Annotated in this window: 17 protein-coding genes; 8 read left to right on the forward strand and 9 right to left on the reverse strand. The window is 58.6% G+C overall.

Translation table 11 applies throughout. From position 1 onward, the window contains the following. Positions 1–15 precede the first annotated feature (15 nt). Complete coding sequence (locus tag KZO34_RS14440) at positions 16–690, forward strand: spermidine synthase (RefSeq protein ID WP_219477551.1); 675 nt, start codon at positions 16–18, stop codon at positions 688–690. A gap of 12 nt (positions 691–702) precedes the next feature. On the opposite strand, the gene KZO34_RS14445 is transcribed toward KZO34_RS14440, so the two are convergent. Continuing rightward, on the reverse strand, positions 703–1,557 hold the full coding sequence (locus KZO34_RS14445) for a PA4780 family RIO1-like protein kinase (RefSeq protein ID WP_219477552.1): 855 nt from the start codon (positions 1,555–1,557) through the stop codon (positions 703–705). A gap of 106 nt (positions 1,558–1,663) precedes the next feature. Here KZO34_RS14445 and KZO34_RS14450 point away from each other — a divergent pair, with 106 nt between their 5' ends. After that, on the forward strand, positions 1,664–2,503 hold the full coding sequence (locus KZO34_RS14450) for a DUF4381 domain-containing protein (RefSeq protein ID WP_219477553.1): 840 nt from the start codon (positions 1,664–1,666) through the stop codon (positions 2,501–2,503). 54 nt (positions 2,504–2,557) lie between these two features. Here KZO34_RS14450 and KZO34_RS14455 read toward each other — a convergent pair whose 3' ends face one another. The 4 genes from KZO34_RS14455 to KZO34_RS14470 all read right to left on the reverse strand — a co-directional run bounded on the left by KZO34_RS14455 (position 2,558) and on the right by KZO34_RS14470 (position 9,244). Continuing rightward, positions 2,558–2,977, reverse strand: a complete 420-nt coding sequence (locus KZO34_RS14455; protein ID WP_219477554.1) for a universal stress protein — start codon at positions 2,975–2,977, stop codon at positions 2,558–2,560. 117 nt (positions 2,978–3,094) lie between these two features. Next, positions 3,095–4,477 carry a sodium-dependent transporter gene (locus KZO34_RS14460; RefSeq protein ID WP_219477555.1) on the reverse strand — a complete coding sequence of 461 codons (1,383 nt, stop codon included), beginning with the start codon at positions 4,475–4,477 and terminating at the stop codon, positions 3,095–3,097. A 71-nt stretch (positions 4,478–4,548) separates the two neighbouring features. Beyond that, positions 4,549–5,730, reverse strand: a complete 1,182-nt coding sequence (locus KZO34_RS14465; protein WP_219477556.1) for an amino acid aminotransferase — start codon at positions 5,728–5,730, stop codon at positions 4,549–4,551. Beyond that, complete coding sequence (locus KZO34_RS14470) at positions 5,723–9,244, reverse strand: indolepyruvate ferredoxin oxidoreductase family protein (protein ID WP_219477557.1); 3,522 nt, start codon at positions 9,242–9,244, stop codon at positions 5,723–5,725. The genes KZO34_RS14465 and KZO34_RS14470 overlap by 8 nt, the downstream gene beginning before the upstream one ends. 157 nt (positions 9,245–9,401) lie before the next feature. On the opposite strand from KZO34_RS14470, the gene KZO34_RS14475 reads away from it, so the two are divergent. Further along, a complete protein-coding gene (locus KZO34_RS14475) occupies positions 9,402–9,881 on the forward strand; it encodes an Lrp/AsnC family transcriptional regulator (RefSeq protein ID WP_219477558.1) in 480 nt (159 codons plus the stop codon). A 73-nt stretch (positions 9,882–9,954) separates the two neighbouring features. Here KZO34_RS14475 and KZO34_RS14480 read toward each other — a convergent pair whose 3' ends face one another. Beyond that, on the reverse strand, positions 9,955–10,161 hold the full coding sequence (locus KZO34_RS14480; protein ID WP_036130097.1) for a cold-shock protein: 207 nt from the start codon (positions 10,159–10,161) through the stop codon (positions 9,955–9,957). A gap of 276 nt (positions 10,162–10,437) precedes the next feature. On the opposite strand from KZO34_RS14480, the gene KZO34_RS14485 reads away from it, so the two are divergent. The 3 genes from KZO34_RS14485 to KZO34_RS14495 all read left to right on the forward strand — a co-directional run bounded on the left by KZO34_RS14485 (position 10,438) and on the right by KZO34_RS14495 (position 13,637). Further along, a complete protein-coding gene (locus tag KZO34_RS14485; RefSeq protein WP_219477559.1) occupies positions 10,438–10,761 on the forward strand; it encodes an antibiotic biosynthesis monooxygenase family protein in 324 nt (107 codons plus the stop codon). A gap of 144 nt (positions 10,762–10,905) precedes the next feature. Next, on the forward strand, positions 10,906–12,444 hold the full coding sequence (locus KZO34_RS14490; protein WP_219477560.1) for a hypothetical protein: 1,539 nt from the start codon (positions 10,906–10,908) through the stop codon (positions 12,442–12,444). Between the two features lie 110 nt (positions 12,445–12,554). Further along, positions 12,555–13,637, forward strand: coding sequence for a mechanosensitive ion channel family protein (locus KZO34_RS14495; RefSeq protein ID WP_219477561.1), 1,083 nt, complete (start codon positions 12,555–12,557; stop codon positions 13,635–13,637). On the opposite strand, the gene KZO34_RS14500 is transcribed toward KZO34_RS14495, so the two are convergent. Further along, positions 13,620–14,492, reverse strand: coding sequence for a pirin family protein (locus KZO34_RS14500; protein ID WP_219477562.1), 873 nt, complete (start codon positions 14,490–14,492; stop codon positions 13,620–13,622). The genes KZO34_RS14495 and KZO34_RS14500 overlap by 18 nt on opposite strands. A gap of 204 nt (positions 14,493–14,696) precedes the next feature. Here KZO34_RS14500 and KZO34_RS14505 point away from each other — a divergent pair, with 204 nt between their 5' ends. Both KZO34_RS14505 and KZO34_RS14510 read left to right on the forward strand, forming a co-directional pair. Next, entirely contained in the window at positions 14,697–15,551 is an 855-nt protein-coding gene (locus KZO34_RS14505; RefSeq protein ID WP_219477563.1) for a crotonase/enoyl-CoA hydratase family protein, read from the forward strand. Further along, on the forward strand, positions 15,551–16,150 hold the full coding sequence (locus KZO34_RS14510) for a CPBP family intramembrane glutamic endopeptidase (RefSeq protein ID WP_219477564.1): 600 nt from the start codon (positions 15,551–15,553) through the stop codon (positions 16,148–16,150). The genes KZO34_RS14505 and KZO34_RS14510 overlap by 1 nt, the downstream gene beginning before the upstream one ends. Here the strand turns inward: KZO34_RS14510 and KZO34_RS14515 are convergent. Next, a complete protein-coding gene (locus KZO34_RS14515; RefSeq protein ID WP_219477565.1) occupies positions 16,147–16,560 on the reverse strand; it encodes a DUF2721 domain-containing protein in 414 nt (137 codons plus the stop codon). The genes KZO34_RS14510 and KZO34_RS14515 overlap by 4 nt on opposite strands. 37 nt (positions 16,561–16,597) lie before the next feature. After that, complete coding sequence (locus tag KZO34_RS14520; RefSeq protein ID WP_219477566.1) at positions 16,598–16,951, reverse strand: gamma-glutamylcyclotransferase family protein; 354 nt, start codon at positions 16,949–16,951, stop codon at positions 16,598–16,600. Positions 16,952–16,962 lie beyond the last annotated feature (11 nt).

Consider the following 16,962-nt stretch of genomic DNA (forward strand, 5'->3'; position numbering starts at 1 on the left):
TCTGTTGAGGTTTGTATGGCCCGTTTCGAGCTGCTAGGCACAGCGATGATTCCCGGAAAGGGAACCCAGCTGCGTTTGCTGCAGCGGAATGATGAATTCTCCATCAAGATTGCCGACAGTACCGGTGAGCTGATGAACAGCCGTCTGCATGGGTCGGAGGATGCGCTGGCAACGCTGGCCTGCGAGCGGATTTCGGATCATCCCGCGCCGCGGGTGCTGATTGGCGGCCTTGGCATGGGGTTTACCCTGGCAGCAGCGCTGGAGGCATTGGGCGAGACCGCGGAGGTGACCGTGGCGGAGCTGGTGCCGGAAGTGAAAGACTGGAATCTGGGGCCCCTGGGCGGGGCCGCCGGTTATCCGTTGAAAGACCCCAGGGCCCGGGTTCACCTCGGGGACGTGGTGCAACTGATCAAGGAGTCTCCTGCCAGTTACGACGCCATTCTGCTGGACATCGACAATGGCCCCGAGGGGCTGACGCGAAAGGAAAACGACTGGCTTTACACCACTGCGGGCATTGCAGCGGCCCAGGCCGCACTTCGGCCCGACGGGGTATTGGCCTACTGGTCGGCGGGGCAGGATCCGGCCTTTACCGAACGCCTCAAGCGAGCAGGGTTGTCGGTGGAGCCGGTTACCGTGCGCGCCCACCGTCCGGGAAAGGGCGCAAGGCATGTCATCTGGTTGGCCTGGTAACGTTGTAAGCCTTCAGTCGTCGTCCTCCATCTGCAGGCGTTCTTGCCGCTCCATTTCTTCCAGTCTGGCGGCATCGATTACCGCCATCAGGTCGTCCACATTGGCGCTGTGGGTATCGTGCTCGAAGCAGCCGGTCAGTCTGCTCTCAGGATGCAGGTCGCCGCTCTCATATAGGGCCCAGATTTCCTTGCCGTAATCGGTGACGAGCAGGTCCGGTGCGTACTGGCCAAAGTGGCGACGCATGTTATCGACATCCCGCTCCAGCATTCGCTCGGCATTGTTGTTGCCTGCTGCGTTGACAGCCTGGGGAAGGTCGATGATAACCGGGCCCCGGGCGTCCACCAGCACGTTGAACTCCGAGAGGTCGCCGTGGATCAGGCCGGCGTCGAGCATACGAACGATGTCCGCGATAACCTGGGCGTGGTACTCCCGCGCCACTTCCGCCGTCAGCGTGACATCATCAAGCCGTGGCGCCGCTTTGCCGTCCTCATCGGCAATCAGTTCCATCAACAGCACGCCGTCCACAAATCCCAGTGGCTGGGGTACCCGGACGCCAGCCGATTGCAGCCGGTACAGGGCATCAACCTCGGCGTTGAGCCAGGCGTCTTCCTGTTCTTTCTGGCCGTAACGGGTTTTCTTGCTCATGGCCCTGGCTCGTCGACTGTTCCGGACTTTTCGTCCTTCCTGGTATTCCACGGCCTGTTTGAAGCTGCGCTTCTGTGCTTCCTTGAACACCTTGGCGCACCGCAGCTCCTCGCCACAGCGCACCACATACACCTGTGCCTCCTTGCCGCTCATGAGCTGGTACAGCACTTCGTCTACCATGCCGTCGTCGACAAGGGGTTGTAATCGCTTCGGAACTTTCATAAAACCTTTCTGGTTCACCGTATGGTTGCCGGCCGTATTCGTTGATCTGGAAAAAGGCCGTGCGTGGGCTGGGCAAGGAGAATGACGGGTACGGAGCATAGCTTACATGAAAACCCTTGTTGTCATCCTGTTGATTGTGCTCGCTGGCGGTGTGCTGGCCCTCTGGCTATGGCGTCAGTGGGACCATCGCCTGGATCAGGCCGCGGTGGATCGTTTAACGGCTCTGCAGCCTTCGAACCCCGGGCGTTTTGAGCCGGCGATGGTGGCCGGCTTGCCCGAACCCGCGCGCCGTTATTTCCTGTACACCATCGCCCCGGACACGCCGCTTTATACCGTTGCCTGTATCAGTATGGCGGGACGGTTCGGCATGGGTAACAGAGATAAGCCGGATTACCTTGAGATGAGGGCTTCGCAAGTTCTGGCAATGCCCGCCGGGTTTGTCTGGAAGATGAACGCCAGTCGGGGCCTGATGCGTTTGTCTGGTTCCGATACGGAAGGCTGGACCCGATTCTGGCTGATGGAGCTTCTTCCGGTGGCGCGGGCTGGTGGCGATCCGGATCATACCCGGTCTGCATTCGGCCGGTACGTGGCTGAAGCGGTTTTCTGGAGCCCGGCGTCGGTGTTGCCCGGGCCGGGAATTCGTTGGGAGCTGGTGGACGAAAACACCGCGAGAGTGACGGTTCGCAGTAACGGCTTGGAACAGGCGGTTGATGTGACGGTCGCCAAGAACGGGCAGCCGGAGGAGGTCAGTTTTTTTCGCTGGAGTAACGCCAACCCGGAAAAGGTTCACCGACTCCAGCCGTTCGGTGGCTACTTGTCGGAATTTCGGGACTTCGGAGGGTTTCGGCTGCCCACTCGGGTGGCGGCCGGCAATTTTTTTGGCACCGAGGATTATTTCCCGTTCTTTGTCGTTTCCGTAACGGATATAACCTTTCCGGGAGCCTGATCAGGCTATGCCAGGATCAGCATCACTGATCCTGGACCTACCTGAAGGCTTTCTTCAGCGCACGACAAATACGGAAATATCGCTTTCCTTGACGATATTGGCGGCATTGGAATGCAGGATATGCAGTTTATCGCCAATGCCGGGCGTGTGAGATGCCATGACAACCAGATCCGCCCCGGTGTCCCTGATAGCTTCCAGAAGCTTGTCATCCAGCTCTACCGCGGTGTCTGCGGTGGACAGCACTTTGCTTGTGGCCCGGATTCCATGCGCCTTGCCCTGTTCCTCGGCGAAGGCCTCAAGCTTTTCGGCCAGCTCCTCGGGGTTGTGCGCTGCTGCGCCCGGAGCGGTGTTGGTCACGGTGACGTAGCAAACCGAGGCATCGTAATGCTTGGCAATATCAATCGCTGTGTTCAATGCCTTGGGCATTTTTTCGGTGTGTGCCAGGTCTACCGGCACGAGTAATTTGTGATACATAGCGCTTCTCCTTATCTCGCTTGGGATGTTGCATCCTGTCCTTGATTTAAGCGTGGCAGTGATCCGGGGTTTTTGCCAAAAAGAGAGCGCTATGTTTGATTTCAGGCAATAACCGGATCAGACCAGGTTATACAGAAACACAATGCCTATGCCCGCCGGTGTAACGAACCGGAGCACAAACATGAAGGCCCTGAAGCTTCCGCCTTTCAGGCCGATATCGGAGGCCAGACCCTCCCGTTTCATGGCCCAGCCGGCAAACAGTGCAATGGCCAGACCGCCCAGCGGCATCATCAGGTTCGACACCAGGAAGTCGAGCAGGTCGAAGACGGTCTTGCCTTCGAGGAAGCTGATAAAGCCGAGCGGATGCACATCGCCCCAGATGTTGAAAGACAATACCGTGCCAATGCCGATAAACCAGATAGCAAAGCCGCCGCCAATGGCACTCTTCACCCGGCTGATGCCTTTGTGTTCTTCCAGCCATTCCACCACCGGTTCCAGCATGGAGATGGCGGACGTGATGGCCGCGACCAGAAGCAAGGCAAAGAAGACGGTGCCAAAGAGTGCTCCGCCGCTCATTTGGCCGAACGCCAGGGGCAGGGTAACGAAGATCAGGCCGGGGCCGGCGCCGGGCTCGAGGTTGTTGGCAAACACCAGCGGGAAGATTGCCAGGCCGGCCAGAAGGGCGACACCGGTGTCCAGTACGGCGATGGTCATGGCGGTTTTGGCGATGTTCACGCTTTTAGGCAGGTAAGAGCCGTAGGCCATCAGAACGCCGATGCCGATACTGAGTGTGAAGGCAGCATGGCCGAGGGCAGTGAGCACGCCGGCGGTCGTGAGCTTGCTGAAGTCCGGTGAGAACATGAAGCTGACGGCTTGGCCGAAGCTGCCGCTGGTCATGGCGTAGAAAACCATGGCGATGAGCAGCAGGAACAGCAAAGGCATCAGCAGGTTGACCGCTTTTTCCAGGCCGGAACGGATGCCACGGCTCACAATGAATACCACGATGGCCATGAACACGGAGTGCCAGAGCAGCAGTTCCCACGGGTTGGCCAGGAGGTTGCCAAATTGCCCGCCAATCACCTCTGCATCGGCACCGGTAAACAGGCCGAGTGCGGCCTTGCCGATGTACACCAGGGCCCAGCCACCGATCACGGCGTAAAAGGAAAGCACCAGGAAAGACGCGATAACGCCGTTCCAGCCGATGGCCTGCCAGCCCCGGGAGGTGCCCTCGGACCGGGTCAGGGTACGCATGGTTGCGACAGGGCTTTGCCCGCCCTTGCGGCCGATCATGGTCTCAGCCACGAGAACGGGCACACCAATGAGAAAGATGCATGCGAGGTAAATCAGGACAAAGGCACCGCCGCCATTTTCGCCGGTGATGTAGGGAAATTTCCAGATATTGCCGAGCCCTACGGCGGAGCCGGCGGCCGCCAGAGTGAAGGCGAGCTTTGAAGACCAGAGGTTGTTGGCCTGCTGGTGGGGTTGAGTATTCTGACTCATTGGCTTCTCCGAATAGTTGTTTTTGTCGGATCGTTTTCAGGTTTAGTCGGTTGTTCCTGTGCGCCGGACCGTCACAGGATGTTGCGTATGGCTTTGGCGACGCCTGGAAGGACCCGGTCGTTCAGTCCTGCTACGTTGACCCGGCTGCTTTCCAGCAAGTAGATGCCGTTCTCTTCCCGCAACCGGCGAACCTGTTCCGGGGTAATGCCCAGAAACGAGAACATGCCTCTTTGCCGGGCAATAAAGCCGAAGTCACCGGCCGGGGCCAGGGCGTCCGCGAAAGCGTGGCGAAGGTGCAAAATGCGTTTGCACATGCCATCCAGCTCGTCCGTCCACAGCGTGCGTAATCCCTCGTCTCCCATAATGGTTTCCACAATCGCGGCACCGTGGGCGGGGGGCATGGAATAGTGGGAGCGAATGACGCTCAGTAGCTGGCTGGTCGCCGCCGCGTTGATCGTCGCCGTAGCGGAGATCAGCATCAGGGCGCCGGTGCGCTCCCGGTACAGGCCAAAGTTCTTCGAGCAGGAGGCTGCAACCAGCATTTCCGGTACCTGGCTGGCCAGATGCCGAAGGCCGGCAGCGTCCTGATCGAGCCCGTCACCCAGTCCCTGATACGCCATATCCACAAAGGGCAGGAGGCCCTTGCGCTGGATCAGAGCGGTGACAGCCTGCCACTGGTCGAAGGTCAGGTCTGCGCCGGAGGGGTTATGGCAGCAGCCGTGGAGAAGTACCACGTCGCCTGCACGCGCACCCTCCAGGGCTTCCAGCATGGCGTCGAAGTCTACCTGCAATGTGTTCTGATTCAGGTAGGGATATTCGCGAATGGTCAGGCCGGCGCCACCGAGCAGCGGAAGGTGGTTGGCCCAGGTTGGGGTGCTGACCCAGACCGTGGTGTCTGGCTGGCATAGTCGCAGGAACTCTGCCGCCATGCGCAGGGCGCCACAGCCGCCCGGGGTCTGGACCACGGAGGTGCGGCCGTCCCGGATCAGTGAGCTTTCGTTACCGAGGATCAGGCGGGCCATCGCGTCGTTAAAACCCTGTGACCCGGCCGGTCCCACGTAGCTCTTGGTGGTCTCCCCCTCAAGCAGGCGCCGTTCGGCTTCGTGTACGGCTGCCATGATCGGGGTGGCCCCGGCGTCGTTCTTATAGACGCCGATACCAAGGTCCACCTTGTCCGGGCGAGGGTCGTCCCGGAAAGTTTGCATCAGTTGCAGAATCGGATCCTGCGGCAGGGGCTTGAGAGCCTCAAACATGATTTGCCTCCTTATCACCGGCCTGTTGGGTACGAATCAGTGTCGGTCGCCCCGTATCCAGTGCCTTGATCAGTTGCGACTGTTTCTCCTGAATGGCCTCGGCAGCCTGCTCCCGAACCGGGCCGTAACCGCGGACATCCGAGGGCAATTCTGCCAGTTGCAGGAAGGTGTCGTAGTTGCTGGCGTCCAGTTCACGGGTCAGGCGCGTAATCAGTTGCTGGTAGTTGTCCAGCAGGGTTCGGTCCAGCTTCCGGTCGGCGGAGTATCGGAACGGGTCGAGTGCCGTGCCACGAAGTCCCCGCAATTTGGCAAGAAGCTTGAAGGCCCGGAACATCCAGGGGCCAAACTGGCGCTTCTTCGGCCGTCCCTGGGCGTCGGTCCCCCGGTTCATGACCGGTGGCGCGAGGTGGAAGTGGACCTTGAAGTCCCCTTCAAACGTGTCGTTCACTTCCTTCATAAAGTCGGTTTCCGCGAACAGGCGGGCCACTTCGTATTCGTCCTTGTAGGCCATGAAGCGATACAGCTGTTGGGCGATGGTTTGGGTCAGCAGGAGGTTGGTCTGGCCAAGGCTTTCCTCCGCCTTACGCACCTGACCCACCAGATCGGAATAGCGGTCCGCCCAGCGTTTGCTTTGATACTTGACCAAGTGCTGGTGGCGGGTTTCGATCAGCTGGTCCAGGGTCGGCTCCGGTTGAACGTCGATGACCTGCGTTTTATCGGCGTCCAGCAGATCGGCAATGGCGCCCGGGGTGACCGCCGCAACCCGGCCCCAACCGAAAGCTTCCTTGTTGCGCTCAATGGCCACGCCGTTCAGTTCAATCGCCTTCATCAGTGCCGCCTGGGACAGGGGGAGCAAGCCTTTCTGCCATGCAAAGCCCAGCATCATGACGTTGGAGAACACAGTGTCGCCCATCAGTTTCTCGGCAATGCCGTTGGCATCGAGGCGGGAGAAATGATCGTCGCCGACGGCGTCACGAATCAGGTCCAGGCGTTTGTCGGCCTGCATGTCGGCATCGCGGTAAAGCACATAATCCGCCGTGGGCAGTTCGGCCTCATTGGCCACCACTTGGGTGTGGTTCGGGCGCAGTACACTCAGGGCTTTCTGGGAAGACGCCACCACCAGATCGCAGGCGATGACAGCATCAGCCTGGCCATTGCTGATACGAACCTGATGAAGCTTGTCCGGGGAGGGTGCCATCCGCACATAGCTGAGTACGGTGCCGCCTTTTTGGGCAAAGCCCATGAAGTCCAGCACTGAAGCGCCACGGGACTCCAGGTGCGCAGCCATGGTGATGAGCTGGCCCACGGTGACCACGCCGGTGCCGCCAACGCCGCCAACCAGAAGGTCGTAGGAGCCGGTCATTGCGGGCAGGTCAGGCTCTGGAATGTCGGCCAGTTTGCGGGTCAGCACGGAACCGGTGTCCATGCCCCGGGATTTGCGAAGCTGGCCGCCCTCAATCGTGACAAAGCTGGGGCAGAAACCGTTAACGCAGGAAAAGTCCTTGTTGCACGAAGACTGGTCGATCTTGCGCTTCCGGCCCAGCTCGGTCTTGCGGGGCACGACTGACAGACAGTTGGACTGTACGGAGCAGTCGCCACAGCCTTCGCAGACATGGTGGTTGATAAAGGCGCGCTTGGCCGGGTCCGGGAACTGCTTGCGTTTGCGGCGACGGCGCTTCTCAGCCGCGCAGGTCTGATCGTAAATCAGGACGGTGCAGCCGGGGATCTCCCGCAACTCCCTCTGGACAGAATCCAGCTCAGTGCGGTCGTGGAAGGTGACACCGGTCGGGAATTGGTCCTCGTGTCCCTCGTACTTCTCTGGCTCGTCGCTTAGCACCACGACCCGGCGGACGCCTTCGGAGGCAACTTGCTGGGCGATCATGGGCACAGTGATCTGGCCGTCCACAGGCTGGCCACCGGTCATGGCGACCGCGTCGTTGAACAGAATCTTGTAGGTGATGTTGATACCGGCGGCCACGGCCTGGCGGATGGCCATGGAGCCTGAGTGGAAATAGGTCCCTTCGCCCAGGTTCTGGAATACGTGAGGGTTGCCGGTGTAGCGACTCTTGCCAATCCAGTTGACCCCTTCACCACCCATCTGGATCAAGGATTCGGTGTTGCGCCCCATCCAGGATGCCATGAAGTGGCAGCCGATGCCGGCCAGTGCCTTGCTGCCTTCCGGCACTTTGGTGGAGGTGTTGTGGGGGCAGCCGGAACAGAAATAGGGCAGGCGTCTGACGCCGCCCGGATCCTGCGCGTTGGTCATGGTATTGATGGTTTCCAGCTGCGCACTGAAGTCAGTACCGAAGAACCTGCCCAGACGCGCGGCCAGGAAGCCTGCAACCAGCTTGGGGCTGAGCTCGCCCACATACGGAATCAGCGGCCGGCCCAATTCGTCCTGCTTGCCGGTAATCAGAACCTCACCGGGCCGGTCCGGTTCAGACATGTATTCCTTGATCTGGCTTTCGATGATGCCGCGTTTCTCTTCGATCACCAGCACCTCTTCCTTGCCGTGAACGAAGTTCAGAATGCCGCGCCGCTCCAATGGCCACACCATGCCGATCTTGTAGATATCCAGGCCCATTTCCCGGGCACCGTCTTCGCTGATACCCAGAAGGTCCAGGGCTTCCAGTAAGTCCAGATGACCCTTGCCCGTGGTGACAATTCCGAAACGCGCCTGTGAGTTGTTGTACAGGCAGCGGTCGATGGGGTTGGCTCGGGCAAACGCCTGGACGGCCGCCAGCTTGTGCTCTATACGGGTTTCCAACTGGGGGCCGGGCAGATCCGGCCAGCGGTAATGAAGGCCGCCCTCCGGCGCCGTGAAATCGTCCGGGGTTGAGTACTCCGGCAGCGGCGGGAGATCAACCGACGCGGCGCTTTCCACCGTCTCGGATATGGCTTTGAAGCCAACCCAGCAACCGCTGTAGCGGGACAGGGCATAGCCCCAGAGGCCAAACTCGAGGTACTCCGCGATGTTGGCCGGATTAATCGTGGGCATGAAAAAGCTCATGAACGCCACATCGGACTGGTGCGGCATGGAGGAGGACACGCACCCGTGGTCATCGCCGGCGACGACGAGGACCCCGCCATGAGGGGAGCTGCCATAAGTGGTGCCGTGCTTCAGGGCATCACCGGCACGGTCTACGCCGGGGCCTTTGCCATACCAGAGGCCGAACACGCCATCCACTTGCTTGTCGTCATCGGTTTCCACTTGCTGGGTGCCCAGCATGATGGTTGCCGCCAGGTCTTCGTTTATCGCCGGTACGAAGTCGATGCTGTTGTCGTCCAGCAGCGTCTTGGCCTGCCATAGAGCCTGGTCGTAGGCGCCGAGCGGTGAGCCCCTGTAGCCGCTGACCATGCCGGCGGTGTTCAGACCCTGTTTGCGATCCAGGGCGGCCTGCATCAGGGGAATGCGGACCAGTGCCTGCGTTCCGGTCAGAAATACCCGGCCAGATTCCCGCAGGTAGCGGTCTTCAAGTTTGTAATTGTCGAGTTCGGGGGTATCGGCGGACATGGCGCCCTCCTTTTTGTCGATTTTATAGACAAAAGTTTAGAAGGAAGTTGGCAAAAGGTGCTTGCTTATTGGATGTGCCGCACGGGGAGTTGCGAAAGAATCTTTGATAAATGACAATAATAACGAAGAATATTTTGTAAAAAACGGGTGTTACTGAATGAAACAGGTTGAGCTGGATAAATTGGACCGACGCATACTCTCGGTTCTGCAACACGATGGGCGAATCAGTAACCAGTTGCTGGCTGAGCAGGTCGGATTATCTCCGGCGGCCTGTTGGCGGCGGGTACGGACCCTTGAGGAATCCGGCGTGATTCAGGGGTACAGTGCGCGGGTGGACCCGGAGCGGATAGGGCAGGGGTTGTGTGTTCTGGTCAATCTTTCTCTACAGAGGCACAACATTGATAGCACAGGGGAAATCGAGCAACAGGTGAGCAGCTATCCCGAGGTGTTGCAGTGTTTCGCGGTGACCGGGAATGCAGATTTCGTATTGCGAGTCATTGTGCCGGATATGGCCAGCTACGACCGCTTCCTGAACGAAAAGATCTTCACCTTGAAAGGCATTGCCCAGGTTAACTCGAACTTTGCGTTGCGGGAAATAAAGAACACGGAAACGATTCCGGTGGACGTGCAGCCGTAGGCCAGAGGGGGCAGAAACAAAAAAAAGGCAGCCGAAGCTGCCTTTTTGCGGTCATTGCTTAATCCATCAAGGATTACAGAGCAACAACGTTCTCCGCCTGAGGACCTTTCTGGCCCTGAGTCACGGTGAACTCGACTTCTTGGCCTTCGGCCAGAGTCTTGAAACCACCGCCCTGAATGGCGCTGTAGTGAACGAATACGTCCGGGCCGCCTTCACGAGTGATAAAACCAAAACCTTTTGCTTCGTTGAAGAACTTAACGTTGCCGGTAACAGTAGACATAGATAACTTTCCTGAATTCAATCTTTAATGTGCCGCCAGACTATCATCGTGATATCTGATCGACGTTGTGCGGGAAACAAAAAACTGGCGGGATCAAAAACAGGACGTACAACCGTTACAGCTTAAATGCGTCTTATTGATGAAATGCTTTGCTAAATCTTTCCAACGGCAACCACTGTACCCCACAAGTTTGCAGATGCAAAGGGATTTTTCATAGGCATAAACCCGTGCAAACATCAGAGACTGTCGGTTGTCATGGCAACGGAGGAAGAACCAATGAAGTTTATCTTCGAAGTTCGAGTGAAAGAGGGGCACACCGCCGAAGAGTATGCCGACGCCTGGGTGCGGGCAAGCGAACTGATTCAACAGGCACCCGGCGCCCGTGGCACGGAGCTGCATCGCAAGATTGGCGACCCCGATACCCTGATCGCCATCGCCAGCTGGGACAGCAAGGAGGCCAGGGACGCCATGGAATCGAAGCACAATCCAAGGGTGGCTGAGATCATCCGCAGCGCCGCGCCGTTCGTGGAGATTACACCGCTGGGAGAGTTCGAGGACCCGGAGTGGGTGGTAACGCCGCGTGGAGCCACTGATCAATAAGCATATTTTGGGCAGGCGTTTGGTTTAACGACCTGTTTATAGCTGGCGGTGTGTCACGAAAATAACGGTTACATCCCGTTACACTGGGCCCTCAAAATAACAAGTGGGGGCTGTGGTGTGGCTTTAAAGGGAGTTATGAGCGGTTTGCTGTTCACTTTGGTACTTGCCGGCTGTGGGGGTGATGGAAGTAGTTGGGGCAATCCCACGGAGAGCAGCACCTCGGATGCGGATGCAGCAAAAAGTGAGAGTGTTCAGGCAAGCACCGGTTATTTCGTCGATGCGCCGGTCAAAGGCCTCGCTTACCGCACCGAGACCCTGGAGGGGACGACAGACGCGTTGGGCCGGTTTAGCTACCAACCTGGCGAAACAATCACATTCAGTATTGGTGCTACGGATCTGGGAGCCAACAGCGCCGCTGGCTTCATGACGCCGGGTAGTCTCGATGAAACCGGGCGTTGGGACGGCCCCCGGGCCATTAACATAGCGCGGTTGTTGATTACTCTGGACGCAGACCAGAATCCACTCAATGGCATTGTCATTGATGACAGGGCCCACGGGGCCTTTGCAGACCTCGGGTTTGACCTATCACAATCACCCTCCCAACTCACCGATTCCAGCGTGATGCAGGAAGCATTGGCAAATGCGGGCCGGGTCGGCCTGGTTAGTGCTGCCTACGCTCGAGACCATCTGAATTCCGTTGCCGAGCAATTGCCTGATGAACCCTCGGAAGCGGATATCATTGCCTTGCTCGATACAGGCCCCAACTATTCTGGTCGCCAGACTCCAATGACGGCCACGCCGGACAATCTTCGCAAGGCCGCCCAGGTCTTCTGGGCCGACCCCGCGAGGCCCGGCCCGGACCTCTACTGGCTCGTTCGTTTGTTTGATCCCCAGATGTTGCTGGATGTATTCATACGCTCTGAGGGAGGGCAGGCCCAGCCGCCTGGCATCCGAGTGGTCGGTGGCATTGAATACGAAGATGACGAAGAGACAATCTTTAAATCAGCGAGTCTGGTGGTGTCATTTGATGACTATAACCACGAGGGTCGGGTGTATAACGGCTCTGTCGTAACCGAAATCCTCCCGGGTGAAGGTCACGAGCTTCAGTACCTTCCGGAAAACTCAACGGACATGGCGTCGGTGAATATAGAAACCTTCGAATTTGGGCTGTATTTTTATAATTTCCGGGCGTCGGGCAATGACGGATCGATTGGCCTTCATGGCTGGCAGAGCATTGTCCAGACCGTCGAGAATCCTTACACGGTTTACCGTCGATGGACCATGGATGCCACCATTCGGGAAATGTTCGCCGACCGGGCTGTAAGACTGATAGCCGAGGAACCCCTGAAATACGACGAAAATCTGGAAGGAAGGGGAGCTGACTATGGCCGCACCACAATTTTGGAGGGGCGTGCCAAGGTCACCCACTCGTCACTCGGTTCGTTCGATGTGCAGGGGTCGATCCGGAAAGGTGCGCCCACGGGGGATGTCGAGGGCGCGGGGTTCGAGTTTTATCGAGACGATACGGGGATGTTCGGAAAGCTGACGGCGATTCTGCCTTCCGAGTCCGAAGACCCCGATGGGCATGTCCTGTCTGAAGTGTTGTCTCCGGATAGCGGCGACTTGGCAGCGTTTGAAGTCTTCGAACTGAAAACACCATTGACCAGAACGGTCGAGGAGTAAAAGCCGGCTCCTTCGTTTGAAGCGTTCGTGTTATTTCATAAGGTTAGCGCCTTTAACCTCATTTGCCTGCTATCTTTAGACACAGTGATTTAGCGCAGTCGGAGCAGGGAATGTTGGAATCTCTTGAGGCGGGCACGAGCTCGTGGTTGTATCCGGGCCTGACGGCCCTCGTGTCCGTTATTCTGACCTATGCCGTGTTCCGGCTGGTTCTCGGCATCATCCGTCGTCTTACGCGCCGCAAGGCGGTGCTGCGGCTCTTCCTTGATGCATCGGCCAGGGCCTTGGGTGTCTTTGTCTGCCTGCTGGCGCTCAATGGCGTCCTTGAGGCGGCTCCTTCCGAGTTGTGGTTTCTGGCCGAATTTCAGCACATCGGGACGCTGCTGCTGATCCTCGCCGGAACCTGGACGCTGGTGCGATGCACCTCCGCCATCGGTGACGTCATCGTTACGCTGAACCCGGTCCTCGAAGGTGAGTGGAAACGGGCGCGGAAAGTGGAGACCCAGACCCGCTTCCTGGTTCGCGGTCTCAATATCCTGATTGTCATTCTGGGTCTTGGCGCTGCCCTGATGACCTTCGATTCCGTTCGTCATGTTGGGGGGAGCCTGCTGGCGTCGGCCGGTGTCGGTGGCATTATTCTGGGCTTTGCCGCCAGGCCGGTATTGGGCAATCTGTTGGCCGGAGTGCAGATCGCGCTGACTCAGCCCTTCCGGATTGATGACGTGTTGTACGTTCAGGGCGAGTGGTGCTGGGTGGAAGAGGTGACGGCCACCTACGTTGTGCTAAGGGTCTGGGACCTGAGGCGCCTGATCGTGCCCCTGCAATGGTTCATCGAGCATCCGTTCCAGAACTGGTCCAGAAATAACGCCGATCTCTTGGGTACCGTGTTCATACGGCTCGATTACGGTATGCCGATTTCTCCCCTGCGGGAAGAGTTTGCCCGACTGTTGCGACAGGCACCGCAATGGGACGGCAAGGTGGAGACGGTTCAGGTAACCGATTCCGATGATCGCACCATTCAGGTCCGGTTTCTGATGAGTGCCCCGGATTCCAGTCAGGCCTGGGATTTACGGTGTGCCCTGCGGGAAGGCCTGATTACCTTCCTCCAAGAGAATTACCCGGAGTATTTGCCGCGTATCCGTGCCCGCCTGGTGGATGGTGAAGAGCTAGAGGAACTCTCACCGTCGCCACGGTGAGGGCGGCCCTTCCAGCCGTTCACCCGGCCATTCGGGAATATTGCCGAAACGCAGGCTTTGGGCGTCCCAATCCTGCTCGGCCTCGACAATCTCCTCCTTGTGATAGCCCACGTAGTTCCACCATATGACAACCTCCTTATCCAGCGGTTTTCCGCCAATGAGGAGCAGTCGGGTTGCGGGATCACAGGTTAGAGTCAGAGTCGTCTGGCCTGCTTCCAGGTAGGCAAGCTCATCGGCCTCAAAACGCTCGCCGTTAATGTCAAAGGCCCCGGTCAGGGGCAGGATGCCGTATTCAAACGCCGAATTCAGATTCAGTTCCAGGGTCTGGGACAACTCGCAGTCGATATCGAGGCCAACCAGCGGTGAGTACTGAAGGGTATCCGCCTTTCGGTTCTCGTACTGTCCAGTCAGCAGTGTCCAGGTTGCCCCCTGATTCTGCCAGCAGGGCAGAGAGGAATAGTGATCAAAGCGTGGTGGTAGGTTGCGATCGGCCTCGGGAAGGGCAATCCAGAGCTGCGTGGCGTGCAGCGTCCGGTCGCCGAACAGCGATTCCTCGGTGTGGCTGATCCCGTGGCCGGCGGTCATCAGGTTGACCTCGCCCGGCCGTATCGGCTGCGCGGTTCCCAGGCTATCCCGGTGCAGAAGTTCGCCCTGGATCATCCAGGTAAACGTTTGCAGCCCGATATGAGGGTGTGGACCGACACGCAGGCCGTGATTCGTGTCATCAAACGTGACCGGCCCGATGTGATCGAGGAAACACCAGGCGCCGATTTGGCGACGGCCGCGGGTGGGAAGATTACGGGCGACGGGGATGCCACCCACTTCTCCGGTTCGTGGCTGAAAGCGCTGTGTCATGTTTACCGCCTCTGACAGTGAGTCTTCAGCATGGTCTTGACCGAATAAAACGGCAAGTTCTGTATCAGAGGCAATCGGGCTGAACGTATCAGAAATTTTATGGCCCGGGTTGTCGGCATATGGTTAGCTGGGTAATTATGCGGTGTTGCCAACCAGGCTGGAATGCCCTGGTCTTACAAACAATGTGTATAAAGGAGTCCTGTCTTGTCTGATCTTGCCAACTACGAAAGCTTCAATGTCGAAGTGAAGGATTACATTGCCCACGTTCAGTTCAGCCGCCCGGACGTGCTGAACACGATGAACAAGGCTTTCTGGCTGGAGCTGCCGAAATGCATGCAGGACATTGAAGCCAATACCGACGCCCGGGTGATCGTGATCTCCAGCACCGGCAAGCATTTCTCGGCCGGAATGGACCTGGGTGTTTTCAGTGATCCCAAAGCCGTGCCCATGAGCGGTGATCCGGGCCGTATGGCAGAAAACCTGCGGCGCGTGGTTCTGCAGCTGCAGGACACGTTGACGTCGCTTGAGAAAATTCGCTTGCCGGTACTGGCCGCGATTCACGGTGGCTGCATCGGTGGTGCCCTGGACCTGGTGTGTGCTGCCGACAGCCGGTACTGCACCGAGGACGCCTATTTCACCATCAAGGAGACCGAGCTGGGCATGACCGCGGACGTCGGCACCCTGCAGCGTCTGCCGAAACTGATGCCTGAGGGCGTGGTCCGTGAACTCGCCTACACCGGCCGCAAATTCTCTGCCCGGGAAGCGCAGAATCTTGGGTTTGTGAATGCGACTTACCCGGATCAGACCGCTCTGCTTGAAGGCGTGATGGAAATCGCCGGCCAGATTGCGGCCAATTCCCCGCTGGCAGTGACCGGCTGTAAGGAAATGCTCAACTACAGCCGTGACCACTCCGTGGAAGACAGCCTCCGCTACATGGCGACCTGGCAGGCGGGCATGTTCCGGCCGGGCGACATGATGAAAACCTTCCAGGCCAAGGCCCAGAAACAGGTGCCGGAGTACGGCGACCTTCTCCCGGTAAAAGGCCTGTTCGAGTCCTGATGGCTGTCGGGCGTTCCCGTTCCGGAATCGCTCCCCTTTCCGCCCTGTTGTTCCAGGGCGGCATTGGTGTGGCGGGGCTGGTGGCAATACTGGTCTTCGGTATTCCGGTTCAAAATGAAGGGTTGTCCTGGCTGCAGAGTGTTGCCTGGGGCTGCCTGGGTGCTTTGGGTACCTATGGGGTGCTGATTGCGCTCACGCGCATTCCCGGTCTGTTCCCGGACAATCTCGAGCGCCAGATGAGAAACCTTCACGACTTTGCCGCCAGTTTTGGGGGGGCGGTTCTGGTGGCGTTATCCGTTATCGCCGGGGTTGGCGAGGAACTGCTGTTCCGGGGGGCGGTACAGGGCTGGCTCACGGGCCGTCTGGGCGAGGTAACCGCCATTGCGGTCGCTTCGCTGCTGTTCGGTCTGGTGCACTACATTTCCTTCACCTACTTTCTCGTCGCCACGGGGCTCGGATTGCTGCTGGGCACCGCTTATGTCCTGTCCGACAGCCTTTCCATGGTCATGATCTGGCATGCGGTGTATGACATGGTCGCGTTGTTCTGCCTGTTGCGTTTCCCACACTGGTTTGGCGTCTCGCCCCGGCATATCCCTTAATTGGTATCCTCACGCGGGGCGCTCTTGCGCGCCTCAAAACTGGCCAGCTCGACGTTGATGGCGTTGGTGGATATCTGTATCTCGTACAGGGAGTAAAGCAGAGAGAGCGACAGGAGAACCAGACTGATGCCGAACGCCACAATGCCTGGCATCTCCGCGCCCAGGAACAGCAGGAACATCGACACGGTGCACAGGAAAAAGCTCAGTACGCCGTAAGCCTGCATGCGCTTGGTCAACACAATTCGTTTCCGGAGCATGTTGATTTGGCGGGCAATCAGCCCGTGATCTTCCTCTGTGTCCATCTGTTTTAGCTGGCGGATCAGCTGGGCAAGGACCAGGAAGCGATTGGTGTAGGCCAGCAGCAACAGTGAAATTGCCGGGAACAGCAGGGCAGGCGTTGTCAGGTCCAAGATCGGGTCCTTGTCAGTGCAATTGGGCGGGCGCTGATCACCAGACGCCCGAGGTTATGCGCCGGTGCATTCCAACCGGCCTGTTGTAAATATAGACCCAGGCAGAGCCGTGCCGGGTTGCCGTGCGTTTTCGCAGGTAAAGGCTGTCTTTTGGTGCCGCCGGGAAATAGTCCTCAAGAATGTCCAGCTCTGCAAGGATTCGCTCGTTAACGGCATACACCTCGACCACCACTCCGTCCGAAGGCCTGGCCACCGCACCGGGGTAGGGGCCGAGGTCATATAACGTCAGCTCCGTGAGTGAGTCTTCACCGAGAAAGGTCCCGCTGCGAAGCAAACCGCTGTTGGAGCCGCCACGTTTCAGGGTGCCGTAAACCGCGACCAGGTGTTTCATGGTGTCAACAC

This window comes from Marinobacter sp. F4206 (genome assembly GCF_019392195.1).
In the GTDB taxonomy this organism is placed as follows: domain Bacteria; phylum Pseudomonadota; class Gammaproteobacteria; order Pseudomonadales; family Oleiphilaceae; genus Marinobacter.